The sequence below is a fragment of the Actinomyces bowdenii genome (genome assembly GCF_017592395.1).
GTDB classification, from domain to species: domain Bacteria; phylum Actinomycetota; class Actinomycetes; order Actinomycetales; family Actinomycetaceae; genus Actinomyces; species Actinomyces bowdenii.
The window spans coordinates 107,602-133,865 of record NZ_JAGFOU010000006.1 but is presented as its reverse complement, the minus strand read 5'-3'; the positions used below and the strand labels follow the sequence as shown (position 1 = coordinate 133,865).

22 protein-coding genes and 2 rRNA genes are annotated in these 26,264 nt (G+C 73.0%); 19 read left to right on the top strand and 5 right to left on the bottom strand.

What is annotated here, in order from left to right; translation table 11 throughout:
• The 14 genes from J5X07_RS04380 to J5X07_RS04315 form a co-directional block, all read left to right on the top strand.
• A 23S ribosomal RNA gene (locus J5X07_RS04380) occupies positions 1 to 575 on the top strand; the annotation flags it as partial.
• Between the two features lie 296 nt (positions 576 to 871).
• Positions 872 to 988 (top strand): 5S ribosomal RNA (gene rrf, locus J5X07_RS04375).
• A gap of 531 nt (positions 989 to 1,519) precedes the next feature.
• Complete coding sequence (locus J5X07_RS04370; protein WP_243896463.1) at positions 1,520 to 2,401, top strand: hypothetical protein; 882 nt, start codon at positions 1,520 to 1,522, stop codon at positions 2,399 to 2,401.
• A 4-nt stretch (positions 2,402 to 2,405) separates the two neighbouring features.
• Entirely contained in the window at positions 2,406 to 3,512 is a 1,107-nt protein-coding gene (locus J5X07_RS04365; RefSeq protein WP_124933759.1) for an HAD-IIA family hydrolase, read from the top strand.
• 36 nt (positions 3,513 to 3,548) lie between these two features.
• Entirely contained in the window at positions 3,549 to 3,845 is a 297-nt protein-coding gene (locus J5X07_RS04360; RefSeq protein ID WP_208478800.1) for a hypothetical protein, read from the top strand.
• A 2-nt stretch (positions 3,846 to 3,847) separates the two neighbouring features.
• Entirely contained in the window at positions 3,848 to 4,765 is a 918-nt protein-coding gene (locus tag J5X07_RS04355; RefSeq protein ID WP_124933761.1) for a TlyA family RNA methyltransferase, read from the top strand.
• A 71-nt stretch (positions 4,766 to 4,836) separates the two neighbouring features.
• Complete coding sequence (locus tag J5X07_RS04350) at positions 4,837 to 5,754, top strand: NAD kinase (RefSeq protein ID WP_124933830.1); 918 nt, start codon at positions 4,837 to 4,839, stop codon at positions 5,752 to 5,754.
• Positions 5,751 to 7,556, top strand: coding sequence for a DNA repair protein RecN (recN, locus tag J5X07_RS04345; RefSeq protein WP_124933762.1), 1,806 nt, complete (start codon positions 5,751 to 5,753; stop codon positions 7,554 to 7,556). Before J5X07_RS04350 ends, recN begins: the two co-directional genes overlap by 4 nt.
• Positions 7,553 to 8,758, top strand: a complete 1,206-nt coding sequence (steA, locus tag J5X07_RS04340) for a putative cytokinetic ring protein SteA (RefSeq protein WP_124933763.1) — start codon at positions 7,553 to 7,555, stop codon at positions 8,756 to 8,758. Before recN ends, steA begins: the two co-directional genes overlap by 4 nt.
• 36 nt (positions 8,759 to 8,794) lie before the next feature.
• Positions 8,795 to 9,718: a copper transporter gene (locus J5X07_RS04335; protein ID WP_124933764.1), complete on the top strand. Its 924-nt coding sequence runs from the start codon at positions 8,795 to 8,797 to the stop codon at positions 9,716 to 9,718.
• A gap of 59 nt (positions 9,719 to 9,777) precedes the next feature.
• Positions 9,778 to 11,010, top strand: coding sequence for a hypothetical protein (locus J5X07_RS04330; RefSeq protein ID WP_243896442.1), 1,233 nt, complete (start codon positions 9,778 to 9,780; stop codon positions 11,008 to 11,010).
• Entirely contained in the window at positions 11,007 to 12,725 is a 1,719-nt protein-coding gene (murJ, locus tag J5X07_RS04325; protein WP_208478799.1) for a murein biosynthesis integral membrane protein MurJ, read from the top strand. Before J5X07_RS04330 ends, murJ begins: the two co-directional genes overlap by 4 nt.
• Positions 12,726 to 12,780: 55 nt before the next feature.
• Complete coding sequence (locus J5X07_RS04320) at positions 12,781 to 13,911, top strand: glycosyltransferase family 4 protein (protein WP_208478798.1); 1,131 nt, start codon at positions 12,781 to 12,783, stop codon at positions 13,909 to 13,911.
• A gap of 138 nt (positions 13,912 to 14,049) precedes the next feature.
• Positions 14,050 to 14,718 (top strand): NUDIX domain-containing protein, encoded by a 669-nt coding sequence (locus J5X07_RS04315; RefSeq protein ID WP_208478797.1) that lies wholly within the window; start codon positions 14,050 to 14,052, stop codon positions 14,716 to 14,718.
• Positions 14,719 to 14,741: 23 nt separating this feature from the next.
• Here J5X07_RS04315 and J5X07_RS04310 read toward each other — a convergent pair whose 3' ends face one another.
• From J5X07_RS04310 to J5X07_RS04290, 5 genes are all read right to left on the bottom strand, one after another.
• Positions 14,742 to 15,659, bottom strand: coding sequence for a glycoside hydrolase family protein (locus J5X07_RS04310; protein WP_208478796.1), 918 nt, complete (start codon positions 15,657 to 15,659; stop codon positions 14,742 to 14,744).
• A 6-nt stretch (positions 15,660 to 15,665) separates the two neighbouring features.
• Complete coding sequence (locus J5X07_RS04305; RefSeq protein ID WP_124933768.1) at positions 15,666 to 16,613, bottom strand: carbohydrate ABC transporter permease; 948 nt, start codon at positions 16,611 to 16,613, stop codon at positions 15,666 to 15,668.
• 3 nt (positions 16,614 to 16,616) lie between these two features.
• The gene (locus J5X07_RS04300) at positions 16,617 to 17,522 is read right to left on the bottom strand and encodes a carbohydrate ABC transporter permease (RefSeq protein ID WP_124933769.1); all 906 of its coding nucleotides are present in this window, start codon (positions 17,520 to 17,522) and stop codon (positions 16,617 to 16,619) included.
• A gap of 137 nt (positions 17,523 to 17,659) precedes the next feature.
• The gene (locus J5X07_RS04295) at positions 17,660 to 18,955 is read right to left on the bottom strand and encodes an extracellular solute-binding protein (RefSeq protein ID WP_124933770.1); all 1,296 of its coding nucleotides are present in this window, start codon (positions 18,953 to 18,955) and stop codon (positions 17,660 to 17,662) included.
• A gap of 100 nt (positions 18,956 to 19,055) precedes the next feature.
• The gene (locus J5X07_RS04290; RefSeq protein ID WP_208478795.1) at positions 19,056 to 20,063 is read right to left on the bottom strand and encodes a LacI family DNA-binding transcriptional regulator; all 1,008 of its coding nucleotides are present in this window, start codon (positions 20,061 to 20,063) and stop codon (positions 19,056 to 19,058) included.
• A gap of 496 nt (positions 20,064 to 20,559) precedes the next feature.
• Between J5X07_RS04290 and J5X07_RS04285 the strand changes: the two genes are divergently transcribed.
• The 5 genes from J5X07_RS04285 (at position 20,560) to J5X07_RS04265 (ending at position 26,263) form a co-directional block, all read left to right on the top strand.
• The gene (locus tag J5X07_RS04285) at positions 20,560 to 21,291 is read left to right on the top strand and encodes a helix-turn-helix transcriptional regulator (protein ID WP_124933772.1); all 732 of its coding nucleotides are present in this window, start codon (positions 20,560 to 20,562) and stop codon (positions 21,289 to 21,291) included.
• Positions 21,288 to 22,727, top strand: a complete 1,440-nt coding sequence (sufB, locus tag J5X07_RS04280) for a Fe-S cluster assembly protein SufB (protein WP_124933773.1) — start codon at positions 21,288 to 21,290, stop codon at positions 22,725 to 22,727. Before J5X07_RS04285 ends, sufB begins: the two co-directional genes overlap by 4 nt.
• 78 nt (positions 22,728 to 22,805) lie before the next feature.
• On the top strand, positions 22,806 to 24,035 hold the full coding sequence (sufD, locus tag J5X07_RS04275; protein WP_208478794.1) for a Fe-S cluster assembly protein SufD: 1,230 nt from the start codon (positions 22,806 to 22,808) through the stop codon (positions 24,033 to 24,035).
• 44 nt (positions 24,036 to 24,079) lie between these two features.
• On the top strand, positions 24,080 to 24,829 hold the full coding sequence (gene sufC / locus J5X07_RS04270; protein WP_208478793.1) for a Fe-S cluster assembly ATPase SufC: 750 nt from the start codon (positions 24,080 to 24,082) through the stop codon (positions 24,827 to 24,829).
• Between the two features lie 75 nt (positions 24,830 to 24,904).
• Positions 24,905 to 26,263 carry a SufS family cysteine desulfurase gene (locus tag J5X07_RS04265; RefSeq protein WP_208478792.1) on the top strand — a complete coding sequence of 453 codons (1,359 nt, stop codon included), beginning with the start codon at positions 24,905 to 24,907 and terminating at the stop codon, positions 26,261 to 26,263.
• The last annotated feature ends 1 nt before the right edge of the window (position 26,264 follow it).

The window sequence follows — 26,264 nt, the reverse complement described above, 5'->3', positions numbered from 1 at the left end:
GTGCACAAGGGAGCTTGACTGCGAGACCGACGGGTCGAGCAGGTACGAAAGTAGGAACTAGTGATCCGGCGATCCCGTGTGGGTGGGTCGTCGCTCAACGGATAAAAGGTACCCCGGGGATAACAGGCTGATCCTGCCCAAGAGTCCATATCGACGGCATGGTTTGGCACCTCGATGTCGGCTCGTCGCATCCTGGGGCTGGAGCAGGTCCCAAGGGTTGGGCTGTTCGCCCATTAAAGCGGTACGCGAGCTGGGTTTAGAACGTCGTGAGACAGTTCGGTCCCTATCCTCTGCGCGCGCAGGAGACTTGAGGAGGCCTGTCCCTAGTACGAGAGGACCGGGACGGACGAACCTCTGGTATGCCAGTTGTCCCGCCAGGGGCACGGCTGGTTAGCCACGTTCGGAACGGGTAACCGCTGAAAGCATCTAAGCGGGAAACCATCTCCAAGACCAGGTCTCCACACCCCCCAGCGGGGTGGAAGGCCCCCAGTAGACCACTGGGTAGATAGGCCAGAAGTGTACAACCAGCAATGGTACAAGCTGACTGGTACTAATAGGCCAACACAAAACACACACACACACGCAAACACGCGTTCCCAACGCACGAGCACGCCACACCGGCGCCCACTATACGGTCCACAACCAACCCACCACCACCCAACCCCCACACCAAGAGCAAACACGCGTTCCCAAACGCAACACGTTAAAGCGAGCACACCACACCACCGGCGCCCACTATACGGTCCACAACCAACCCACCACCACCCAACCCCCACACCAAGAACACCAGGAGGGGGATAACAACATAGACAACCAACCCACCACACCCCTCACAACCACAAAAAAAAGGGGGGTCACTGAGAAAAGACGTCTCGGTGGTCACAGCGGCAGGGAAACGCCCGGACCCATCCCGAACCCGGAAGCTAAGCCAGCCAGCGCCGATGGTACTGCACCCGCCAGGGTGCGGGAGAGTAGGACACCACCGAGCACACACCACACGCGGCCCCGCACACCCCCCACAACAAGGAGGAACGTGCGGGGCCGCGCCACATACCACCAGCCACGCACAAGCCGCCGCAGCAGGCACTGAAGGAACAGCACCATGCCCCACGACGACCGCTCAGAGTCCTCAGGCGAGCGCCGAGATCGCGACCACTCCCGGACCGCCGGGTCAGGCCGCGCGCGTGGCCGCGGGCGCGATGGTGCGCGAGGCGGCTTCAGCGGCGCCAGGGGCGGTGACGGTGGCCACCGATCGAGCGGCGCCCGGGGCGGCTCGTCCCGCAGCGCCTCCCGTGACGGGGGCGGGTACCGCCGGGACCACGGTGGGCGCGATGGCCGCCGTGACAGGCGCCGAGGCGCCGAGGAATCGCGCGGCTCCGCCCGCCCACCCCAGCGTCAGAGGATCAAGCCCCCGGCTCTGCCCGAGGACGTCGAACCCGCGGATCTCGACCGCAGCGCCCGCGCCGAGCTGCGTGCCCTGGGACGGGCCAATGCCGAGAACGTCGCCCGCCACCTCGTCATGGTCCAGCGGCTCCTGAGCAGCGACCCGCAGGCCGCTTACGCCCATGCGCGCTACGCGGCCTCCCGCGCCGGGCGCATCGCGGTCGTCCGGGAGACCGCCGGGATCGCCGCGTACCTCAGCGGCCAGTACACCGAGGCGCTGCGCGAGATCAGGGCCGCCAGGCGCCTGTCCGGCCTCGACCTGCACCGCGCCATCGAGGCCGACTGCGAGCGGGCCCTGGGCCACCACAGCAAGGCCCTCAAGGCTGCCTCCGAGGCCGACCCGCGCCAACTCGACGACATCGAGCGCGCCGAGCTCGCCATGGTCCTCTCCGGCATCCGGGAGGAGATGGGTCAGACCGAGCTCGGCCTCATCATCATCGAGGACGCCATCCGCGCCCGCCCACGAGACCGTGAGACCCTGCGCCGCCTGCACTCCGTGCGCGCCGACCGGCTGGAGGCCCTGGGCCGCGTGGCTGAGGCCCAGGCCATCCGGGAGCGCATCGGCCCCGAGCCCGAGGAGCTCGAGGAGGACATCGAGGTCTTCGACATCCAGGACGAGATCGGGGATTGGCAGGAGGCCCCGCTTAAGGACCAGGCCGAGGCCCACCGCGCCGCTGAAGCCCAGGAGCCGGAGGGCTCCGCCGCCCAGGACGGGGCCCCCGGGGCGCTTTCCGGCGCCGACGGGCAGGCCCCCGCCCAGGACGGGGACCCCGACCGGCTCGACTCCTTCGTCCAGCGGGTCGAGGCCGAGATGAGGGAGCTGCTCGGTGAGGATGCCGCCTCGGACGAGGCGACAGCACCGCATCGGGACACGGCCCAGGCCGAGGGCATCAGTCCTCAGGCCCGCCCGGGCAGCAGTCCGGACGGCGTGCCGGAGACCCCCTCGCAGGAGGCATGAGCCCATGACTCCCACCGCTTCGCAGACCGCCCGCGCCCCGCAGCGCGCCACCCTCCTGGGCAGCGCCCGGCCCCTGGACGAGGCCCACGACGTCGCCCTGCTCGACCTGGACGGCGTGTGCTTCGCCGGCGAGGCCCGCGTGCCCCACGCCGCCGACTCGGTCAACGCCGCGCGCCGCAGGGGCATGCGCCTGTCCTTCGTCACCAACAACGCCTCGCGCACCCCCCGGGCCGTGGTCGACAAGCTCGCCGCCAACGGCATCGAGGCCACGGCCGCGGAGGTCTTCAGCGCCGCCATGGACGGCGCCGCCCTGCTGGGCGAGCACGTGCCCGCCGGCTCCACCGTGCTGGTCGTCGGCGGGCAGGGGGTGCGCCAGGCCCTGGCCGATGAGGGCTTCGTGGTGACCTCCACCGCGCAGGACCACCCGGCGGCCGTCGTCCAGGGATGGGACCCGGGCGTGGACTGGGCGATGCTCTCCGAGGCCGCCTACGCCATCGGCCGGGGCGCCCTGCACGTGGCCACCAACCTGGACTCCACCCTGCCCACCGAGCGCGGCTTCGCCCTGGGCAACGGCAGCCTCGTGGCCGCCGTCGTCAACGCCACGGGCAAGCAGCCGCTGGCGGGCGGCAAGCCCACGCCGGGCATCTACCGGCGCGCCCTGGCCCGCAGCGGGGGCACCCGCCCCCTGGCCATCGGCGACCGCCTCAACACCGACCTGGTGGGTGCGCGCACCGCCGGATTCCCCGGGCTGCACGTCCTCACCGGCGTGTCCACCGCCCGCGACGTCGTCCTGGCCGCCCCCGGCGAGCGCCCCAGCTTCCTGCACACCGACCTGCGCGGGCTGACCCAGCCCCACCCCCGTCCCACCGCGGTCCAGGAGCACGGCCGCACCTGGTGGCGGGTCGGCGACCAGCGCGCCCGCGTCGCCCAGGGCCACCTGGAGCTGGCGGGCTCCGGAGTGCTGTCGGCCGCCGCCTCGGTGGACCTGGACGCCTACCGGGCCCTGGTGGCCGCGGCCTGGGACCATGTCGACACCCTCACCGAGGCCGGCTCCACCGCCGCGGCCCGCGAGGCGCTCAGCGTTCCCGAGCTCGACGTCATCGCGCCCTGACAAGCCGCACCGACCAGGAAGGACCCTCCCACCCCAGTGACACCCGCCTCCCGCGACACCCAGGACCCCGCGCCGCAGCGCCCCGCACCCGGGGCGCCGGCCGCCCCGCGCCCCGCGCCGTCGCGCAGACCGGTGGAGCCGCAGGCCCCGGTGCCCGACCACTCCCGGATCGAGCAGATCCAGGGCCTGGCCCTGGAGGAGCGGGCACCGGCCCTGGAGGCCCTGCGCGAGGAGCTGGCCGCCGCCCTGCACCAGGATGGCCCGGACCAGCCCGGGCCCGCCCCCAGCACGAGCGCCGGTGGCGGGCAGGCCTCCGGGAACCCCAGGGACTGACCGTGGCGCGCCTTATCCGCATCGACTCCGAGCTGGCCCGCCGGGGCCTGGCCCGCTCGCGCACGCACGCCGCAGAGCTGCTCGCCCAGGGGCGCGTCACCCTCGACGGCATGGTCGTCACCAAGCCGGCGCGACAGGTCAACCCGGCCCAGGCCATCGAGGTCCTAGCCCCGGTCGACGGGCCCCCGGCCGACCACCCCCACGGCGCCGCGGGCGCCGCACCCCGGGGACGGGGCGAGTACGTCTCCCGCGGGGCCCTCAAGCTCGCCGGCGCCCTGGACGCCCTGGGGGCCAGGGGCCTGGCCCCCAGGGTCGAGGGGCGCCGCTGCCTGGACGCGGGGGCCTCCACCGGGGGCTTCACCGACGTCCTGCTGCGCCGGGGCGCCGCGCATGTCGTGGCCGTGGACGTGGGCTACGGCCAGCTCGCCTGGTCGCTGCAGTCCGACCCCCGGGTCACCGTCCTGGACCGCACCAACGTGCGCACCCTCGACCCCCGGGCAGTGGCGCCGGCCCCCGGGCTGATCGTGGGCGACATGTCCTTCATCTCCCTGACCCTGGTCCTGGAGCCCCTCCTGGCCGCCGCCGCCCCGCAGGCCGACCTGCTGCTCATGGTCAAGCCCCAGTTCGAGGTCGGACGGGAGCGCCTGGGGCGCGGGGGAGTGGTGCGCGACCCCGCCCTGCACCTGGAGGCGGTGCTCGGCGTCGCCGCCCACGCCCACGGCCTGGGCGCCGGGGTGCTGGCCGTCACCGCCTCCCCCCTGCCCGGGCCTGCGGGTAATGTGGAGTACTTCCTGGCCATGCGCGCCGGCGGGGCCGATGGCCCGGGCGACCTGACCGGGGAGGAGCGGGAGGCCCAGGCCAGGCGCGCCGTCGCGGAGGGGCCCGCAGGCACCGGCGGCGCAGGAAGGAGCCCTCAGTGAGCGGATCGAGTCCCGCATCGGGGCCGCAGACCCACGACCAGTCCCAGACCCCGGCCGCCGTGCGCAGGGTCATGATCTTCAGGCGCGACCTCAACGACAAGCCGGTCCCGCCCCACCGCCGCGCCGCGCCCACGGGCGTGGCCGTGGCCCGCGCGGAGCGGGCCCTGCGCGCCCACGGCGTCGAGCCGGTGGGCCCCGATGACACCGGCGAGGTGGACCTGGTCCTGGTGCTGGGCGGCGATGGGACGATCCTGCGCGCCTCGGAGGTGGCGCGCGAGCGGGACATCCCCCTGCTGGGCATCAACACCGGGCATGTCGGCTTCCTGGCCGAGGCCGACCCCGACGCTGTCGAGCAGGTGGTGGCCGACCTGGTGGCGGGGCACTACACCGTGGAGACCCGCACTGCCCTGGATGTGGAGGTCCTGGCCCCAGACGGGACGAGCACCCGCCAGTGGGCCCTCAACGAGGCCGCCCTGGAGAAACGCGACCGGGCCCGCATGCTGGAGGTGGCCATCGGCGTCGACGGCCAGGCCGTGTCCTCCTTCGGCTGCGACGGCCTGGTGGCCTCCACCCCCACCGGCTCGACCGCCTACGCCTTCTCCTGCGGCGGGCCCGTCATCTGGCCCGATGTCCAGGCCCTGCTGCTGGTGCCCATCGCCGCCCACGCCCTGTTCACCCGGCCCCTGGTGCTGGGTCCGGGCTCCTGCCTGGAGATCGTCGTGCACCATGCGGGCTTCGGGGGCGCCGAGATCTGGTGCGACGGGCGCCGCAGCCTGGATGTGCCCACGGGCAGCCGCCTTCGCGTCACCCTGGCCGAGCGGCCCGTGAGGCTGGCCCGCGTCAACCAGGCCCCCTTCTCCACGCGCCTGGTGCGCAAGCTCAACCTGCCCGTGACCGGGTGGAGGGCGCTCAACGGGGATGACGGGGACGATGATGGCGAGGCCTGCCAGGACCCCAGTGGTGATCCCGGCGAGGGGACCGGGTCGTGATCGAGTCCCTCCACATCGAGGACCTGGGCGTCATCCGCAGCGCCGACCTGGCCCTCAGCCCGGGGCTGACCGCCCTGACCGGGGAGACCGGTGCGGGCAAGACCATGGTGCTCACCTCCCTGGGCCTGCTGCTGGGCCGGCGCGCGGAGTCCTCCATCGTGCGCACCGGGGCCCAGCGCTGCCTGGTCGAGGGCGCCTTCATCCTCGATCCTGACTCGCGGGCGGCCGAGCGCGCCCTGGAGGCCGGGGCCGAGCTGGACGAGGAGGTGCTCCTGGCCTCGCGCACCGTCCCCGCCTCGGGCCGCTCCCGCGCCCACCTGGGAGGGCGGGCCGTGCCCTCCGCGGTCCTGGCGCAGGTGGGAGGGGCCCTGGTCTCCGTCCACGGCCAGGCCGACCAGCTGCGCCTGCGCTCGGCCGCCGCCCAGCGCGCGGCCCTGGACTCCCTGGGGGGCGCCGAGCACCGGCAGCTGTGCCGGCGCTACTCCCAGGCCTACCGGGAGCGCGCCGGGATCGCCCGGGCCCTGGAGGAATGGCAGGCCTCGGCGCGCAGCCGCGGGGAGGAGGCCGCCCGCCTGCGCCGCGGCCTGGAGGCGCTGGAGGAGCTGGACCCCGCGCCGGGGGAGGACCGCGAGCTGAGCGCCGAGGCGGACCGGCTCGACCACGCCGAGGACCTGCGCCGGGCCGCCACCACCGCCCAGACGGCGCTGAGCGGGGATGAGGAGGCGCTGGGGACCGCGGGCGGCGCCCCCGACGTCGTCGCCCTCATCTCCGAGGCCCAGCGCGCCCTGGCCCACGAGGCCCAGGTGGACCCGGCCCTGGCCGAGCTGGCCGAGCGCACCGGCAGGCTGGGCATCGAGGCCGCCGACATCGCCGCCGAGCTGTCCTCCTACCTCGCCGGGCTGCAGGCCGATCCCGCCAGGCTCGCCCGCGTCCAGGACCGGCGCGCCGCCCTGGCGCGGGCCTGCCGCGAGATCGCCGGCCCCGGGGAGCGGATCGACGATGTCGATGCGCTGCTGGCCTGGGGCCAGCGGGCCGCCGCCCGCCTGGCCGAGATCGACGGGCCCCAGGACGGGGCCGCGGTGCTGGCCGAGCGCCTGGCCGGGGCCGAGGAGGACCTGGCCGTGGTCGGCGCCGAGCTGAGCCGGGCGCGCCGGGCCCTGGCCCAGCGCCTGGAGGAGGACGTCACCGCCGAGCTCGAGGGCCTGCACATGAAGGGATCCCGACTGGTGGTCGAGCTCACCGAGCTCGATGAGCCCGGGCCCACGGGGGCCGAGGGCGTGGCCCTGGCCCTGGTCTCCCACCCCGGGGCGCCGGCCCTGCCCCTGGGCAGGGGCGCCTCCGGCGGGGAGCTGTCCCGCATCATGCTGGCGCTGGAGGTGGTGCTGGCCGAGGCCGCCGTCCAGGACGGCGCGCAGGCCGATCCGCAGGGCGGCTCCGCCCGCCGCGCTGACCGGACCCTCATCTTCGATGAGATCGATGCCGGGGTCGGCGGGCGGGCCGCCCGGGAGATCGGGCGGCGGCTGGCCAGGCTGGCCCGCCGCTACCAGGTGGTGGTCGTCACCCACCTGGCGCAGGTGGCGGCCTGGGCCGACACCCACATGGTGGTGCGCAAGGAGACCGATGCCGAGGCGGGCCAGGAGGCCGGGGAGCCGACCACCCGCACCAGCGTCGTCGTCGTGGAGGGCGGGCAGCGCCGCCGCGAGCTGGCCCGGATGCTCTCGGGGCACGAGGACTCCGAGGCGGCGGTCCGGCATGCCGCTGAGCTCCTGGAAGAGGCCGGCATGGCACAATCCCAGGCGTGAGGAACCCCTTCCGCAGGAAGTCCGCGTCTCAGGCCGAGCGACCCTCCGGGGTCGTGCGGGTCGATGCGCGCACCAAGAAGCTCACCAAGCGCCTCCAGCCCGGGGAGATCGCGATCATCGATCACACCGACCTGGACCGCGTCGCCGCCGAGTCCCTCGTGGAGTGCCGCCCCTCGGCGGTGCTCAACGCCGCCCCCTCGGTCTCGGGGCGCTACCCCAACCTCGGCCCCGGCATCCTCATCGAGGCGGGCATCCCCCTGGTGGACGACCTGGGGCCCGACGTCATGCGCCTGCACGACGGCCAGCGCATCGACGTGCGCCAGGGCGTGGTCCGCCTCCACGGCAGGGACCAGGTCATCGCCGAGGGCACGGTCCAGACCCAGGAGACGGTGGCGGCCTCCATGGAGGAGGCCCGCGCCGGCCTGTCCGTCCAGCTCGAGGCCTTCGCCGCCAACACCATGGAGTACATGCGCGGGGAGTGGGAGCTGCTGCTCAACGGCGTGGGCATGCCCGCGGTGAGCACCCAGATGGGCGGCAAGCACGTGCTGGTGGTGGTGCGGGGCTACTCCTACAAGGAGGACCTCAAGGCCCTGCGCCCCTACATCCGCGAGTACAAGCCGGTCATCATCGGCGTGGACGGCGGGGCCGACGCCGTCATCGAGGCCGGCCTCAAGCCCCACATGATCGTGGGCGACATGGACTCCGTCTCCGACAAGGCCCTGGCCTGCGGCGCCGAGATCGTGGTCCACGCCTACCGCGACGGGCGCGCCCCGGGCCTGGCCCGCGTCGAGGAGCTGGGCGTGGACCACCACGTCCTGGCGGCCACCGGCACCTCGGAGGACATCGCCATGCTCATGGCCGACGAGGCCGGTGCGGAGATCATCGTGGCCCTGGGCACCCACGCCACCCTCCTGGAGTTCCTGGACAAGGGCCGCTCGGGGATGTCCTCGACCTTCCTGACCCGCCTCAAGGTCGGCGGGCGGCTCATCGACGCCAAGGGCGTCTCCCAGCTCTACCGCACGCGCATCTCCGGGCGGTGGCTGGTGCTCCTGGCGCTGTCCGGCCTGTTCGCCCTGGCCATGGCCCTCATGTCCACCCCCGGGGGCCAGACCTTCCTGGGGCTCTCCGGCGCGGTATGGGACGACATCATCGACTTCCTGCGCTCGCTGGTGGGACTGGCCCCCCAATCGCCCACCGTCTAGGCTCACCTACGCCACCAAGGATCGAAGGCCACCATCATGATCGACTTCCGCTACCACCTGGTCTCGCTCATCTCCGTGTTCCTGGCCCTGGCCGTCGGCGTCGTCCTGGGCGCGGGCCCCCTGCAGAACTCCCTGGGCACCGCCCTCAACGACCAGGTCAGCGCCCTGCGCGAGGACCGCAACGCCACCCAGGCCCGCCTGGAGCAGACCGAGACGGCAGTCAACGAGCGCGATGACTACATCACGCAGGCCGCCGCCCAGTACCTGCCAGGCAAGCTCTCCGGCAAGTCGGTGGCCCTGGTGCTCCTGCCCGGGGCCAACAGCGAGGACGCCCAGGCCGTGGTCGCCCAGCTGGAGGCGGCCGGAGCCGCCATCAACGGCCGCTACACCCTGACCCCGGCCTGGGTGGACGCCTCCCGGGAGACCTTCCGCTCCACCTACTCCGCCCAGTTCGCCGGCAACCTGGGAACGCCGGCCTCCTCGGACACCAATGCGATCCTCGGAGAGGGCCTGGGCCGGGCCCTGACCGGCACTGATGCCTCGGCCTCCACGCTCATGAGCCTGCTGACGGCCTCCGACACGCCCCTGGTGACCGTGGACGCCCAGGCCACCGGCCCGGCCACCATGATCGCCGTCGTGGGCCCCCGTCCCCAGGAGGACCCGGGCGCCCAGGCCACCGCCCGGGCCACGGACTCCTCCACGCCCTCGGTGTGGGCCCAGGCCCTGTCGGGAACGGCCGCCGCGGCCCCCACGGTGGTGGTGGGCCAGGCCCGCACAGAGACCGGGGTGGTCGCCCTCATCCGCTCCGCGGGAGTGCCGGTGACCACCATCGACTCGGTGGGCCAGGCCACGGCGGCCGTCTCCACGCCCCTGGCGCTGGTCTCCACCGAGGCCGGAACCCGCTCGCACTACGGCTTCGACGACGGCGCCCAGGCCGTCATCCCACCCATGGCGGGCTGAGGGGTGCTGGGCGGATCAGGGGGACCGGCCCATGCCGGGCCGATGCCAGGAGGGCCACGATGACCATCGCTGCCAGGATGACCGCCGCCGGTCCGCCGACCGGCTCCACAGCCGGCGCCACCACCGGGACCGGCGGGCCCTCGCCGTCCCGGCGCCTGGCGCGCCTGGGGCTGAGCGCCCTGGGGGCGGCCCGGGCAGCCCTGGACGCCTCCACGCTCCTCGCCCGGCCGATGCCCGCCCTGGAGCGGGTCAACTTCCACGGGCGCACCGTCTCGCTCAGGGGAGGCGTGGGCGCGGCCGCGGGATCGATCGCGGCCGCTGCCCTGTGCGCGCCATGGCCCCGTCGGGCCAGGACGGCCCATGCGGCTGAGGCGGCCGAGCGCGCCGAGCTGGGGGCCGCGGCCCTGGCCGCCCTGGTGGCCGCCACGGCGGGCGCCGGGGCGGGCCTGGCCGACGACCTGGACGCCGGCGCCCACGACGGCCAGGAGGTCGCCAAGGGCCTGGCGGGGCACCTGCGGGCGCTGAGGCGCGGGCGGGTGACCACCGGCGTGCTCAAGATCGCCGTCATCGGTGCCGGGGCGGCCGTGGCCGGGGCCCTGCTCTCGGGCAGCAGGGCCGCGTCAGCCGGTGCCATGCCCTCCGGCGGCCTCGGCTGCCTCGGCGGCCACGCGGTGCCCACCTCGCTGACCACCGCCCTGACCGCGGCCCGCCGCCATCGCCCGGGGGCCCCGGCCCGCCTGGCGGATGCGGCCGGCTCAGCCGTGGTGGTGGCCTCCTGGGCCAATGTCATCAACCTGCTCGACCTGCGCCCCGGCCGGGCCCTCAAGGCCGCCGGGGCGGGGGCGGCCCTCCTGCTGGCCGCCCCGGGCCGGCCCCAGGCCACCCGCAGGCTGGCCGCCGGCGCCCTGGGGACGGTGGCCGCGGCCCTGCCCGAGGACCTGGGGGAGGAGACCATGCTCGGCGACACGGGTGCCAACGCCCTGGGGGCGCTGCTGGGCACGGCCCTGGCCGCGCACCCCAGCCGTGCCCTGCGCCTGGGTGCCGGCGCCGCCGGGGTGGCCCTCATCCTGGCCAGCGAGCGCGTCTCCTTCTCCCGGGTCATCGAGCGCACCCCGGTCCTGGCGGCCCTGGATGCCCTGGGGCGCCGTAGCGCCCCGGGCCGCCCGGTGCCAGGGAGCCCGGCACCCGCCACCCCGGTGGCTGCGGCCTGCGCCGACCCGGTGCCCGGCACCGGGGAGCCCGGCGCCCCGGCCACGGGCCTGCCGGGCGCGACGACCCCGGGCGCCGGATGAGCGGTGGGACGCCGCCGCGCCCCGCGGGCGCGGGCACCGCTGGCCCGCGCGGGGCCCTGGCGGCCGCCGGCGGAGTGGCGGGGCTGACCCTCGTCTCCCGCGTCCTGGGCTTCCTGCGCTGGATCGTCCAGGCCTCCACCCTGGGGGCCGGGACCGTGGCCGGCGCCTACGCCACCGCCAACCAGGTCCCCAACGTCCTGTACGAGGTGGTGGTCGGGGGAGCCCTGGCCGCCACCGTCGTCCCGCTCCTGGCCGGCCCCGTGGCCGCCGGGCGGCGCGAGGAGGCCGCGCGCACCGCCTCGGCGCTGCTGGGCCTGGTCCTGGTGGTGCTGGTGCCCCTGTGCCTGGCCCTGGTGGTCCTGGCCGAGCCGGTCGCCGGGCTCTTCCCCGCCTCACAGGGCGTCGATGCCGCCGTCCAGGTCGCCCTGGTGGCCGACTTCCTGCGCATGTTCGCCCTCCAGATCCCCCTCTACGGCATCGGCGTGGTCCTCACCGGCGTTCTCCAGGCCCACGGCTCCTTCACCTGGCCCGCGCTGGCCCCGGTCCTGTCCTCCCTGACGGTCATGGCCGCCTACGGGGCCTACGGGGCCATGGCGCCCGCGGCCGACGGCCGGCCCTCGGCCGCGGCCCTGCACGTCCTGGGCTGGGGGACCACGGCCGGGGTGGCGGCACTGAGCCTGCCCCTGCTGTGGCCCGTCCACCGCCTGGGCCTGCGTCTGCGCCCCACCCTGCGCCTGGGAGGCGCCCAGGCGGGCAGGGCCCTGCGGCTGGCGGGCGCAGGCATCGGGACCCTCCTGGCCCAGCAGGCCAGCGTCCTGGCGGTCCTGGCCCTGGCCCGCTCCGGCGGCACCACCGGGACGGTCGCCGTCTACCAGTACACCCAGGCCGTCTACGTCCTGCCCTACGCCGTCCTGGCCGTGCCGGTGGCCACCGTCCTCTACCCCCGCCTCACCGCCGCCTTCAGCGCCGAGCGGCAGCCCGCCGCCAGCGGGCGGGGCGCCGCAGTGGATGCCGCAGCGCCCTCATCGCCCTCACCGGCGGCCCCGCCCGAGGCCCCCCAGGCCCCCGTCCCGGGGGCGGGTGAGCTGGCCGCCCGGTCCACCGGCGCCGTCGTGGCCGTGGCGGTGGCCGGAGCGGGCATGCTCCTGGCCGCCTCCCACGGGGCCGAGCGCTTCTTCGCCCTCCTGACCGGCCAGGTCGCCGGCATGGGCGCGGCCCTGGCGGTCCTGGCCCCGGCCCTGGTGGGCTACGTCCTCATCTACCAGGTCACGCGCGTGCTCTTCGCCGCCGACCGCTCCCGGGACGCCGCCCTGGCCACCGGTGCCGGATGGGTGATCGTTGCGGGCGCCTCCTGGGCGGCGGTGGGCCTGCTCTCCCAGGGGGGCGACGGCGCGGCCACGCTCCTGGGCCTGGCCGTGGGCCAGAGCGCGGGCATGGCCTGCGCCGGAGCCGGCCTGCTGGTGGCCCTGGCGCGCCTGCTGGGAGCGCGCGCCCTGGCCCCCGCCGGGCGCGCCCTGCTCCTCGGAGCGCCGGTGGCCCTCGCCTGCGGACTGGCGGTGCGCGTCCTGAGCGCCGCGATGGACTCGCCCGCCGCGGCCATCGCCCTGGCCTGCCTGGGGGCACTGGCCACCGCGGCCGTCGTCCTGGGCCTGCTCCACGCCCGCGACCGCGCCCTGCTGGGCGTGCTGCGCCAACCCCGACAGGTCAGGGCATGAACCGCCACCACCGCAGGCTCACTCACGCGGCTCGGCACAACGACAGGAGCAGGGCATGAGCACCAGGCAGCGCATCCTCGAAGTCAGCGGATCGGCAGCCGGGGGCGTGCGCGCCCACCTGGGCGACTGCGCCCGCCTCCTGGCCGGCCAGGGCCATGATGTCATCGTCGAGGCCCCGGCCGCCGTCCTGGAGGGCCTGGAGATCGGCGGGGCCCGCGCCGAGGCCCTGGAGATCGGGCCGCGCCCCAGCCCGCTGGACGGGGCCGTGGTGGCGCGCCTGCGCCGCCTGGGGCGCCGCGCCGACGCCCTCCACGCCCACGGGCTGCGCGCCGGCGCCCTGGCGGCCCTGGCCCTGGGCCGACGGCGCCCCGGGCGCACGCGCCTGGTCGTCACCCTCCACAACCTCACCGTCGGCGGGGCCCTCACGCGCGCCACGGGACGGGCCCTGGAGAGGCTCATCGCCTCCAGGGCCGACCTCATCCTGGCCGTCAGCCCCGACCTGGCCCAGCGGGCCGGCGGCCTGGGGGCCGCCGAGGTCGAGCTGGCCATCATCCCCGCGCCCCGGGGCGGGAGCGACGCGGGGCCCGCGGCGCCGCCGCACCAGGAGCCACCCCCGGATGAGGGCCCTGCCCCCGGCCCCTGGCCCCCGGGCCACGCGCGCGTGCTGAGCGTGGCGCGCCTGGCCCCCCAGAAGGGCCTGCCGCTGCTGCTGGAGGCCGCCGCCATCCTGGGCCGGCAGGCGCAGCGCGGGGAGCTGCCCGCCCTGAGCTGGGCAGTGGCGGGGGAGGGGCCGGGGCGCACCGGCGCCCAGGAGCGCATCAGCGCCGAGGGCCTCCCCGTCCTCCTGCTGGGCAGGCGCCAGGACGCCGAGCGCCTCATGGCCGGCTGCGACGTCATGGTCCAGACCAGCGTGTGGGAGGGCCAGCCGCTGACGATCCAGGAGGCGCTGCGGGCCGGGGCAGCCCTGGTGGCCACCGACGTGGGCGGCACGGCCGTGACCGCGCGCGGCGGGGCGACGCTCGTCGAGCCCAGCGCCGGGGCCATCGCCCAGGCCATCGCCGTCCTCCTGCGCGATCCGCGGGCCCGCGCCCGCGCCCGGGCCGCCGCCCGCGCCGCCGCCGCCGGCCTGCCGGGGGACGAGGAGCTGGCCGCCCAGCTGGGCCGGGTCCTGCTCGCCCGGGACTGACCCGGCGCCCGGTGCCGCCCGCCCGGCGCCCCGCCGGCCAGGGCGCCGCGCATGGGGCACACTGGCCCCGATCAGCCGCCACCCACCCAGCCCGTCCCTGCCCGAGCACCATGCTCGCGCAGCCCACAGGAGCCACGCATGAGCCAGCAGCCGACCATCACCGACGAGCGCGAGATCCGCGAGACCACCTCCCACGAGCGGGTCTGGTCCGGCCCCATCTTCACCGTCGACGCCGATGAGGTGGTCCTGGCCCCTGGCGCGCCCCCCGTGGCCCGCCAGGTGGTGGCCCATCACGACGCCGTGAGCATCGTGGCCCTGCGCGAGGGGGAGGAGTCCTCGGCCCCCGGCGGCGCCCCCGAGATCCTCATGGTCCGCCAGTACCGCCACCCCGTCAGCGCCGCCCTGTGGGAGATCCCGGCGGGACTGCTGGACGTGCCGGGGGAGGAGCCGGTCCTGGCCGCCCAGCGCGAGCTGGCCGAGGAGACCGACCACGCCGCCGCCCACTGGCGGGTCCTGGCCGACTTCTACGCCTCCCCGGGCTTCACCACTGAGGGCGTGCGCGTCTTCCTGGCCCGCGGCCTGAGCCTCCTGCCTCCCCAGGAGCGCACCGAGCGCGAGGCCGAGGAGGCCGAGTTCGAGCCCGCCTGGGTGCCGCTGGAGCGGGTGGTCCAGGCCGTCATGGAGGGGCGGATCCACAACCCCTCCACCGTGGTGGGGGTGCTGGCCGCCGAGCGGGCGCGCTCGCGGGGGTATGCCGGCCTGCGCGCCCCCGACGCCCCCTGGCTCAGGAGCCCCCAGAGCCTGTAGGCGCCGGGGGAGCGGGCGGCGCGTCAGCGGGGCCGGTCTACCAGCTCGATCTCCCCCCAGGCGATGGGATCCGGAATGGAGCCAACGAAGCGGCCCTCGACGATGTTCTCGAAGCCGGTGAGCACCCACTGCCCTTCCCGCAGCTGGAGGAGCTGGCCCGCGTAGAGGTGCTCGGGGCGCACGTAGCGCGCGCCGTCGATGTCCCAGGGGCCCAGGGGGCCCTGCCCCTCGGCGATCCACACTCCGCCGGGCCCAGGATCGGCCTGCATGTCATCGTCACAGGAGAAGACCAGGAGGTGGCGCCCATCCACGCAGTGGGACTGGCTGACCTCCAGTTGGCCGAAGGCCGAGGGCGAGGTCAGCGGGGGGCGGACCTCCCAGTGGTCGAGGTCCTGGGAGACGGCGTGGCCGATGACCCCGGCGTGGCGGAGGTCGGCGCCCTTGGCGCGGGCGGTGATGAGCATGTGCCACAGCCCATCGTGGAAGAGGACGAAGGGGTCGCGCCAATGCTCGTCGCTGGCGCGGCCCTCCTCCACAGTGGCGTACCACCGGCTGTCGGCGCACAGGGGCTCGCAGCAGGTGCGCTCGAAGACGACGCCATCGCTGCTGTCTGCCCAGCCGATGCGCTGGATGGCGCCCTCCTCGGCCCGGCTGATGCCGGTGTAGAACACCCTCAGGGACCCGTCGGGCCGCACAACGGTCGAGCCGGTCCAGATGGCCTTGTCATCGAAGGCGGGCCCGTCGGAGTGGACCAGGGCGTCGGGCATGAGCCGCCAGCTTCGGGCATCGGATGAGACCGCGTGCCCCAGGGAGGCGCGGAAGTGGCGGCGGTCAGGGTCGTGCAGTGCCCGGGAGGCGCGCAGGAAGAACAGGTGGTACTGCTCGCCGTCGTGGGCGATCCAGTGGTCCCAGATCCAGTGGTCGTCGAGAACGAGTGCCATCGGCCCTCACCCCTTGACCGCAGTGCCTGCCAGCGAGGCCACGAAGGAGCGCTGGAAGGCGGCGAAGACGACGAGCACCGGCAGGGTGATGAGGGTGCCGTAGGCCATGATCTCCCCCCATACCGGATTGAGCTGGAAGAAGTACTGCATGCCCACACTGGCCGGGCGCAGCGACTCCTGCTGGATGACCATGAGCGGCCACAAGTAGGAGTTCCATGCCGGCAGCATGGTGATGATGGCGACGGTGGCGAAGGTCGGGCCGGACAGCGGCACAGCGATCCTGCGGTAGATGGTCCACCATCCAGCCCCATCCACGCGCGCGGCCTCGTCGATCTCCTTGGGGATGTCGGAGAAGTGCTGGGCGAAGAGGAAGATGGCCAGCGCATTGGCCACGAAGGGCAGGACCTGGACGGAGTAGGTGTTGAGCATTCCCTGCTTCATCAGGAAGCCGTCCCCGGCCCAGGAGACGTGCGGCAATGAGGCTACCCAGTACACCAGCGGCACGGCGATGGTCTCGAAGGGGACCATGAGGGTGGCCAGGACCAGGGACAGGATGAGGTGCTTGCCCTTCCAGCGCATCCGGGAGATGGCGAAGCCGATCATGGAGTTGACCACCAGGCCCAGGCCCACGATGAGGACCGTGACGATCAGTGAATTGGCGATGAAGCGGGCAGCGGGCACCCGTTGGAAGACTCCGGCGTAGTTGTCCAGGGACAGCTCGCCCACTGGTAGGAATGCCTTGGGCGTTCCCAGGTCGGCGAAGATCTGCTGGTCGGGCTTGAGGGAGGACAGGATCATGAACAGCAGGGGCAGGACAGCCACGCAGGCGGCGGCCGACAGCCCGATGTAGGTCAGGAGCACTGAGCGCCGCCTGGCGGCTGCCCTCCCTCGGTTCCCGGCGCTGCGGGCCGGCCTGGAGCCGCTGCGGGTCTTGGCTGCTGGCAGGGTTGTCATGGTTCAGTCCTCCCGGGTGAGTCGGCGCTGGACGAGGGAGATGAGGAGCACCAGGATGAAGAAGATCAGTGAGATGGCGGAGCCGTATCCCATGTCATGCTCCCGATAGCCCTTGCGCACGGCGTGGTAGACGAGGGTCGAGGTGGCGTCCTGGGGTCCGCCCTGTGTCATGACATCGATCTGGACGAACAGCCCCAGGGCGGCGATGGTGATCGTCACCAGGATGAACACCATGGTGGAGTGGAGTCCCGGCCAGGTGATGTAGCGGAACCTCTGCCATGCGTTGACGCCGTCCAGAGCGGCGGCCTCGTAGAGGGCGGGATCGATCATCTGCAGGCCGGCCAGCCAGATGACCATGTGCAGCCCCACCGCCTGCCAGATCGAGAGCAGGATGATGGCCGGCATCGCAGTGCCGGGATTGTTGAGCCAGGCCACCGCGGTCCATCCTCCACCGGTGATGGTGCTGAGCATGGAGTTGATCAGTCCGTCGGTCTTGTAGAAGAAGGACCACAGGATGGAGACCACCACCATGGAGGTGACGACCGGCATGAAGATAAGCGTGCGGAAGGCGGTGACCCCCCTGACCTTCGCGTTGACCAGCAGCGCCAGCATCAGGGCCAGGCCTGACTGGCAGGGGACCACGACGACGGCGAAGAGCAGGGTGTTGGTCAGCGAGCGGATGAAGGTCGGATCCTGGGAGAAGGCCCGCACGAAGTTGTCCAGGCCCACGAAGCTCGGAGGGTTGGGCGAGACGAGCCGGACATTGGTGAAGCTCAGGGCGAAGGTGAGCAGAATGGGAATTCCCATGAACAGGAGGAGGAGCAGCAGGGCCGGGGATGACATGAGCCAGGCCATGCGAGCCTCATGGCGCAGCGCCGAGCGGCGGCTGCGCGTGGAGACGGAGGACATTTTCCTTCCCTTCCGGTGGGGCGGCACTGCCCACCGTGATCTCGTGGTTCTGTGGGGCGGGGCCGGCCCTGAGCCCCAGGGGGCGCGGTCAGGGCCGGCCCAAGCGGCGCAGCAGGCTCAGCCAGCGCGCTCTCGGCCTACTTGGCGGCGTAGCCGTTGTTGGATGCGATATCGGCGTCGATGTCCTTGGCCGCCTGGTCCAGGGTCTTCTTGACATCGGCGCCTGAGACGATGTCATGGGCAGCTTTATCGAAGATCGAGGAGATGACCTTGTAGCCGGGCGTGGCGGGCCTGAGCAAGGCGAAGGCCTTTCCGATCTCGTAGACCGGCTCCAGGGGCTTGCCCTCCCCGTAGTTCTCAGTCCTGGAGATCGCCGAGGGCACGGAGGGGAAGTTGCCGATGGCGTTGGAGTACTCCACGAGGTAGTCGTCCTGCATGAGGAACTCGATGAACTTGTTGGCCGCCTCGGCATTGGGGCTGGTGGCCGACACGCCCCACTGCCAGGAGCCGCCCCCGACATGAGCGCCCTTGCCGAAATCCACTGGTGGGAGGGTGAGGACCTCCTCGGCTCCAAAGGCCTCCTGGGCCTGGAGGACCTTCCATCCCCCGGCGTAGACCATCGGCACCTTGCCCTGGAGGAAGTCCTGACCGTCGGTGGCCGGGGTCTGCGAGGCCAAGCCATCGGCGAAGAGGCTGTGGAACCAGGTGCCCCAGGCCACTGCCTCGGGGCCGTTGATGGAGCCCTCGGCGGTGGAGAAGCCATCGCGATTGATGAGGTCGCCGCCGAAGGACTGGAGCATGGGGGCATAGGCGTAGGGCCACCATTCGGCGCTGTCCCACACGCCCATGTCGATGGCATAGGAGTAGTCGGGCAGGTCGGAGAGCTTCTTGAGGGCCTCATCGAACTCATTGCGGGTCCAGGGCTGGTCGACGGTGGGCACTCGGGCGCCAATGGAGTCGATGGCGGACTTGCGGGCGAGGAAGCACAGGGATGTGTCGTAGGGGCCCACGGAGTACAGGGTGTCGTTCCAGTAGCCCTTGGCCGAGTCGATGATGCGGCTCTCCAGGTCCGAGGGGATGGTCAGTGGCGCCAGGTATCCGGCCCAGGCCCAGTTGGGCATGATGGGGCCATCGAGGTCGAGGATGTCGGGCAGGTCGCCCGCGGCGGCCGCCGAGGCGATGGCGTCGTTGTAGGAGGCCTGAGGGAAGTCCTTGACCGTCACCGGCGTATCGGGGTTGGCGGCGTTGAAGGCCTCAACAGCCTTGGTGACCACCGCGAGCTCCTCGGTGTTGCCGCCGTTGTGGGTCCACAGTGTCAGGCCGCCGGATCCTGAGCGCCCCTGCTGGGAGGAGCAGGCCGCGACAGCGGCGCCGGCCGCTGTGGCAGCACTGATACTCAGGAAGGAGCGGCGTGAGGGGAGGGAGGTGAGCATGGTGTCTCCTTGTGTCATCGGTGTGGGCGGGTGAGGTCAGGCGTGGTCCCAGGTGCGGCTGCGGGCCGGGCGGAGTGATCTCCTGGTGCTGTCCAGGGGCTCAGACGGTGGGCGGCGGGGCGGTGGAGGCCCTGATGATGAGCTCGCAGTGGAACCGGGTCAGGCTTGGTGCCGGCCCGGCCGGTTCCAGGAGGCGGCGCACCGCCCAGTCGGCCATGGCTCGGTGGGGCAGGCGCATGGTCGTCAGGCCAGGGGCGAGGTTGGTGGAGATGAGGCGCAGGTCGTCGAAGCCGATGACGGACAAGTCATGGGGAATGGACAGCCCTAGGCGTGCGGCCTGGCGGTAGACCCCGGCCGCCAGGGCGTCGTTGTAGCAGAACACCGCGGTGGGGCGGTCTGACCTCCCCAGCAGGGCGGCTGCGGACCGGTCGGCCTGGGCCGGCTTGAGGCCCCCGCCCACGACCAGGTCGGGGTCGGGGCGGATGCCCGCATCCCGCAGCGCCGCGGCGTAAGCGCCCAGCCGCAGCCTGATGGCGTCGGCGACTCCGCGCTCACCGTGGGTGAGGTGCCCGATGCGGCGGTGCCCGAGGCCCAGGAGGTGCTCGACGGCGTCGCGCGCACCCTGCACCTCATCAGGGACGACACCGGGAATGCCCGGGCGATCGGCATAGCCGTTGAGGACCATGGTTCCCTCGGGCATGCTGTGGGGCACGCGCACGACATGGTGGTACATGGCTGCCAGGAGCACCCGGTCCACCCGGCGGGAGATGAGTTCCCGGGTGACGTCCTCGATTCCCGCCGGATCGCTCGCGTCGGTGAGCAGTAGGCTCCAGCCCAGTTCTCGGCAGGTCGAGACGATGGTGTCCACCATGTCGGTGGCGTAGGGGGTCTGGAGAAGCTCGTGCGCCACGACACCCAGGGTCTGGGTCTGCTTGGAGCGCAGGCCGCTGGCCAGGGCGTCACGCACATAGCCCAGGGACTGCGCGGCGTCCCGGATGCGCTGGGCCGTCTCGGCGGAGACGCGACCGGCGGACTTGCCGGAGAGCACGAGGGAGGCCGAGGCGGTTGACACGCCTGCTAATGCGGCCACTTCTGCCAGTGTCGCCATGATCTCTCCTCCCAGCACCGTTGCTGCATCTGCGGATAGGGAGAGTATGGCTCTCCTGAAACGATGGCGTCAAACGTTTAACGCCTGTTAACGACTGCTCCTGCCGGCGCGCCGCGGCCAGCCGGCTCTGCCTCACTGGCGCTCCTGGCGCCATGGGGCAGTGCCACGCCCGGATCGTCCGGATCCCACTGCCCGCAACCGCTCGGGCCGGTGTGGCGCGCCGGCCCGGGCGGCGCCGCCGCCGTCGGCGGGCCCGGTGCAGGCCACGGCTGTCTGGTAAGGTTCCCCTACATAAGAAGACCTTTCCATTAGGGGAAGTGTTCCACCGCACCCGACGACACGGCGTCGTGAACTTGCCAGCAGCGAATTCGGCAAGCATGATCTTGGTTAAAGGCCTCGCCGGTCCCGGTGCGCCCCGCGCAGGGGCTCTCCGGGGCGCCGGGGCCCTACGGTCACCAAGGACGGCGTCTTCACCGAGAGGAGCGGCAGCGGGCACATGGTCCAGGCAGAAGAGGAGTCGACCCGGGCGCGGGTGCTCGACCTCATCGCGGAGAAGGGGCCGGTCTCCGCGGCCCAGCTCGCCAGGGTCCTCAAGCTCACCCCGGCCGCCGTGCGCCGCCACATCACCTCTCTGGAGGAGGAGGGGCAGATCGAGGTCCATACCCCGGCCGCCTCGGGCAAGCGCGGGCGCGGCCGACCCGCCCGCCACTACGTGCTCACCCCCACGGCCCGCACCTCCTTCGCCGAGGGCTACTCCGACCTGGCCAACCGGGCCCTGCGCTACCTGTCCCAGGTCGCCGGGGACAGTGCGGTGGACTCCTTCGCCGCCGCCCGCGGCCGCGACCTGGAGCGCCGCTACTCCGCCGTCGTCGAGGCCGCCGGCAAGGACCCCGGCGAGCGGGCCCGGGCCCTGGCCGATGCCCTGACCCTGGACGGCTACGCGGCCTCGGTGCGCGACGTCGGCGACGGCTCCTACGCCGTCCAGCTGTGCCAGGGGCACTGCCCGGTGCGCGAGGTCGCCGGGGAGTTCCACGAGCTGTGCGACGCCGAGACCCAGGCCATCTCACGACTCATCGGTGTCCCCGTGCAGCGCCTGGCCACCCTGGCCGGCGGCGAGCACGTGTGCACCACCCACATACCCATCGCCATGCCCGCCCTGCGCAAGCGCGCCGTGCGGGCCGCAAGGACTCGCAGCCAGCAGGCCAAGCGAACGGAAGGAACCCGATGACAACGCCCACCACCGAGACTGTGCGCAGCACCGACGACGAGATCATCGACTCGATCTCGACGAGCTACGACTTCGGGTGGCACGACTCCGATGAAGCCGGGTCCAAGGCCAAGCGCGGCCTGGACGAGCAGGTCGTCAGGGAGATCTCCGCCATCAAGGGCGAGCCCCAGTGGATGCTCGACAAGCGCCTCAAGGCCTACCGCACCTTCGAGCGCAAGCCCATGCCCACCTGGGGCGTGGACCTGTCCGACCTGGACATGGACTCGGTGAAGTACTACGTGCGCTCCACCGACCGCCCCGCCACCTCCTGGGACGACCTGCCCGAGGACATCAGGAACACCTACGACCGCATCGGCATCCCCGAGGCCGAGCGCGAGAGGCTGGTGGCGGGCGTGGCCGCCCAGTACGAGTCCGAGGTCGTCTACCACCAGATCCGCGGGGACCTGGAGGAGCAGGGCGTCATCTTCGTGGACACCGACACCGCCGTGCGCGAGTACCCCGAGCTGGTCCAGGAGTACTTCGGCACCGTCGTGCCCGCCGGGGACAACAAGTTCGCCGCCCTCAACACCGCGGTGTGGTCGGGGGGCTCCTTCATCTACGTGCCCAAGGGCGTCAAGGTCGAGATCCCCCTGCAGGCCTACTTCCGGATCAACACCGAGAACATGGGCCAGTTCGAGCGCACCCTCATCATCGCCGACGAGGACTCCTACGTCCACTACGTCGAGGGCTGCACGGCGCCCATCTACTCCACCGACTCCCTGCACTCGGCGATCGTGGAGATCGTGGTCAAGAAGAACGCCCGCGTGCGCTACACCACCATCCAGAACTGGTCCAACAACGTCTACAACCTGGTCACCCAGCGCGCCACCTGCGCCGAGGGCGCCACCATGGAGTGGATCGACGGCAACATCGGCTCCAAGCGCAACATGAAGTACCCGGCCGTCTTCCTCATGGGCCCCCACGCCCGCGGCGAGGCCCTGTCCATCGCCTTCGCCGGCGAGGGCCAGCACCAGGACACCGGCGCCAAGATGGTCCACATGGCGCCCCACACCTCCAGCCACATCGTCTCGAAGTCCATCGCCCGCCACGGGGGCCGCTCGGCCTACCGCGGCCTGGTCCAGATCATGAAGAACGCGCGCCACTCCAAGTCCAACGTGCTGTGCGACGCGCTGCTGGTCGACGAGATCTCCCGCTCCGACACCTACCCCTACGTGGATGTGCGCAACGACGACGTCGAGATGGGCCATGAGGCCACCGTCTCCAAGGTCAGCGCCGACCAGCTGTTCTACCTCATGCAGCGCGGGCTGAGCGAGACCGAGGCCATGGCCACGATCGTGCGCGGCTTCGTCGAGCCCATCGCCCGCGAGCTGCCCATGGAGTACGCCCTGGAGCTCAACCGACTCATCGAGCTCCAGATGGAGAACTCCGTGGGCTGAGCCCGCCGGCCCCGCCGACCGCCCCATCATCAACAACCCCGCCCACCCGCACTGCCGCACCGCGGCAAGGAGCCATCAATGCCTGAACTCTCCACCGACCACTCCAGCGCCGTGCTGGAGGGCGACCACTCCCACGGCGGCCCCCGCTACGTCTCCTCGCGCGCCGACCGCCCCACCTCCTTCGACCCCGCCGACATCCCCGTGCCCCGGGGCAAGGAGGAGGAGTGGCGCTTCACCCCCATGAAGCGCTTCGCCCCCCTGTTCGACCTCGAGGCGCTGACCGCCCCGCGCGAGGCCGAGGCGCTGAGCATCGAGGCCGACCTGCCCCGGGGCGCCGCCCTGGAGACCGCCCCGCGCACGGACCCCCGCCTGGGCGTGGTGGGCGCCCCCGTGGACCGCACCGGCGTCACCGCCTGGGCCGCCTTCACCACCGCCACCGTGCTCACCCTGGCCCAGGGCGCCGTCCTGGAGCGCGCCGCCCGGCTGGACATCGTGGGCGGCGACGAGGAGCTGGCCCGCCCCACCGCCCAGCACATCCGGGTCATCGCCGAGGCCGGCTCGCGGGGCACCGTCATCCTGGACCACACCGGCACCGCCGCCCTGACCCAGGGCGTGGAGATCACCGTGGCCGACGGCGCCGAGCTCACCCTGGTGACCGTCCAGGGCTGGCAGGACGCCGCCGTCCACGCCTCCAACCACCGCGTCCAGGTCCAGGGCCGCGGCGTGCTCAAGCACGTCGTGGTCAGCCTCGGCGGGGACGTGCGCATCTGCCCCGACCTCGGCTTCGCCGGGGAGGGCGGCAGCATCGACGCCTACGGCGTCTACTTCACCGACGCCGGCCAGCACCAGGAGCACCGCCCCTACGTGGCCCACACCGAGCCCCACTGCTACTCGCGGGTGACCTACAAGGGCGCCCTCCAGGGCGAGGGCGCCCACGCGGTGTGGGTGGGGGACTGCCTCATCGGCGCCGCCGCCCGCGGCACCGACACCTACGAGCTCAACCGCAACCTGGTGCTCACCCCGGGCGCCAAGGCCGACTCGGTGCCCAACCTGGAGATCGAGAACGGCAACATCGAGGGCGCCGGCCACGCCTCGGCCACCGGGCGCTTCGATGACGAGCAGCTGTTCTACCTGCGGGCCCGGGGCATCACCGAGTCCGAGGCCCGGCGCCTGGTGGTCCTGGGCTTCTTCAACGAGATCGTCGCCGAGATCGGCGTGCCCGAGGTCGAGGAGCGCCTCATGAGCGCCATCGAGCACGAGCTGGAGCTCACCGGCGTCATCGAGGCCCGCCAGTCCCAGCAGGGCTGACACGCCCGCCGACCACCACCGACCCAAGACCCGAAAGAACAGTGATGAGCACCCTGCAGATCAAGAACCTCCACGTCCAGGTGGAGACCAATGACGGCCCCAAGCCCATCCTCAAGGGCGTGGACCTGACCATCGAGTCCAACCAGGTCCACGCCATCATGGGCCCCAACGGCTCGGGCAAGTCCACCCTGGCCTACTCCATCGCCGGGCACCCCGACTACGAGATCACCGACGGCCAGGTCCTGCTCGACGGCGTCGACCTGCTCGAGCTCAGCGTGGACGAGCGCGCCCGGGCCGGCCTGTTCCTGGCCATGCAGTACCCCGTGGAGGTCCCCGGGGTGAGCGTGGCCAACTTCCTGCGCACCGCCAAGACCGCCATCGACGGCCAGGCCCCCAAGGTCCGCCAGTGGGTGGGCGAGGTCAACGCCGCCATGGAGCGTCTGCGCATCGACCCCTCCTTCTCCCAGCGCGACGTCAACACCGGCTTCTCCGGGGGGGAGAAGAAGCGCTTCGAGATCCTCCAGATGGAGCTGCTGCGCCCCCGCTTCGCCGTCCTGGACGAGACCGACTCCGGCCTGGACGTCGACGCCCTGCGCATCGTCTCCGAGGGCGTCAACCGCCTCCACTCCGAGTCCGACGCCGGATTCCTCCTCATCACCCACTACACGCGCATCCTGCGCTACATCAAGCCCGACTTCGTCCACGTCTTCGTCGACGGGCGCGTGGCCGAGGAGGGCGGCCCCGACCTGGCCGACCGCCTGGAGGAGGAGGGCTACGACCGCTACCTGCGCTGAGGCCGCCCGGGGCGGGGCCCACCGGTCCCGCCCCCTGAGCCCGGCGCCACGAGCCCACGATCCGGAAGGCAGCAGATGACCCGTTCCACCCCGCACCCGGGCGCCCAGTCGGCCCCCGCCCCTGAGCCGCTCAGCGCCCAGGAGATCGAGGGCATCCGCGCGGACTTCCCCTACCTGGCGCGCCCCGCCCGCAACGGAGAGCCCCTGGCCTACCTGGACTGGGCCGCCACCAGCCAGAAGCCGCGGGGCGTCATCGCCGCTGAGGAGGACTTCTACCGCCGCTCCAACGGGGCGGCCGGGCGCTCGACCTACCAGCTGGCCGACGAGGCCACCTCCGCCTGGGAGGACGCCCGCGAGGCGGTGGCCGGCTTCGTGGGGGCCCGACCCGGGGAGCTGGTCTTCACCAAGAACGCCACCGAGGCCCTCAACCTGGTGGCCCTGGGCATCGGGCACGCCTCGGCGGGGCGGGGCGCCGCCAGCGGGGCACTCACGCGCGATGCGGCCGATCCCGCCCGCCGCCTGGCCATCGGCCCGGGCGACGAGATCGTCGTCAGCCGCGCCGAGCACCACGCCAACCTCGTGCCCTGGCAGGAGCTGTGCGCCCGCACCGGGGCGGCCCTGCGCTGGCTCGACCTGGACTCCCAGGGCCGCATCGACCTGGGCACCCTGGGCGTCATCAGCGAGCGCACCCGGGTGGTGGCCCTGACCCACGCCTCCAATGTTACCGGGGCCATCACGCCCCTGGAGCGGATCCTGCCACGGGCCAGGGAGGCGGGTGCCCTGGTGGTGCTGGACACCTGCCAGTCCGCCGCCCACCTGCCCCTGGACTTCGCCGCCCTGGCCGCCGCCGGCGTGGACGCCATGGTCCTGTCCAGCCACAAGATGTGCGGGCCCACCGGCATCGGGGCGCTGGTGGCCACCGAGGACCTCCTGGAGGCCATGCCCCCCGTGCTCACCGGCGGATCCATGATCGAGGTGGTGACCATGACCTCCTCCACCTACATGAGCGGCCCCGCCCGCTTCGAGGCCGGCAGCCAGCCCCTGGCCCAGGCCGCCGGCTGGCGGGCCGCTGTGGACTACGTGGGGCGCATCGGCCTGGACCGGCTCCACGCCACCGAGACGCTCCTGGCCGGCCGGCTCCTGGAGGGCCTGGAGCGCACCCCCGGGGTCCGGCTCCTGGGCCCCCACGACACCCGCGAGCGCCTGGGCGTGGTGGCCTTCACCATCGAGGGCGTCCACCCCCACGACGTCGGCCAGGTTCTGGACGCCGCCGGGGTCGCCGTGCGCACCGGCCACCACTGCGCCCAGCCCATCCACGCCCACGCCGGCATCCACGCCTCCTCTCGAGCATCCCTGGGGCCCTGCTCTACTGTGGGGGAGGTCGACCGCTTCCTGTCGGCCGTCACCGACGTCCGGCGCTACTTCCAGAGGTGAG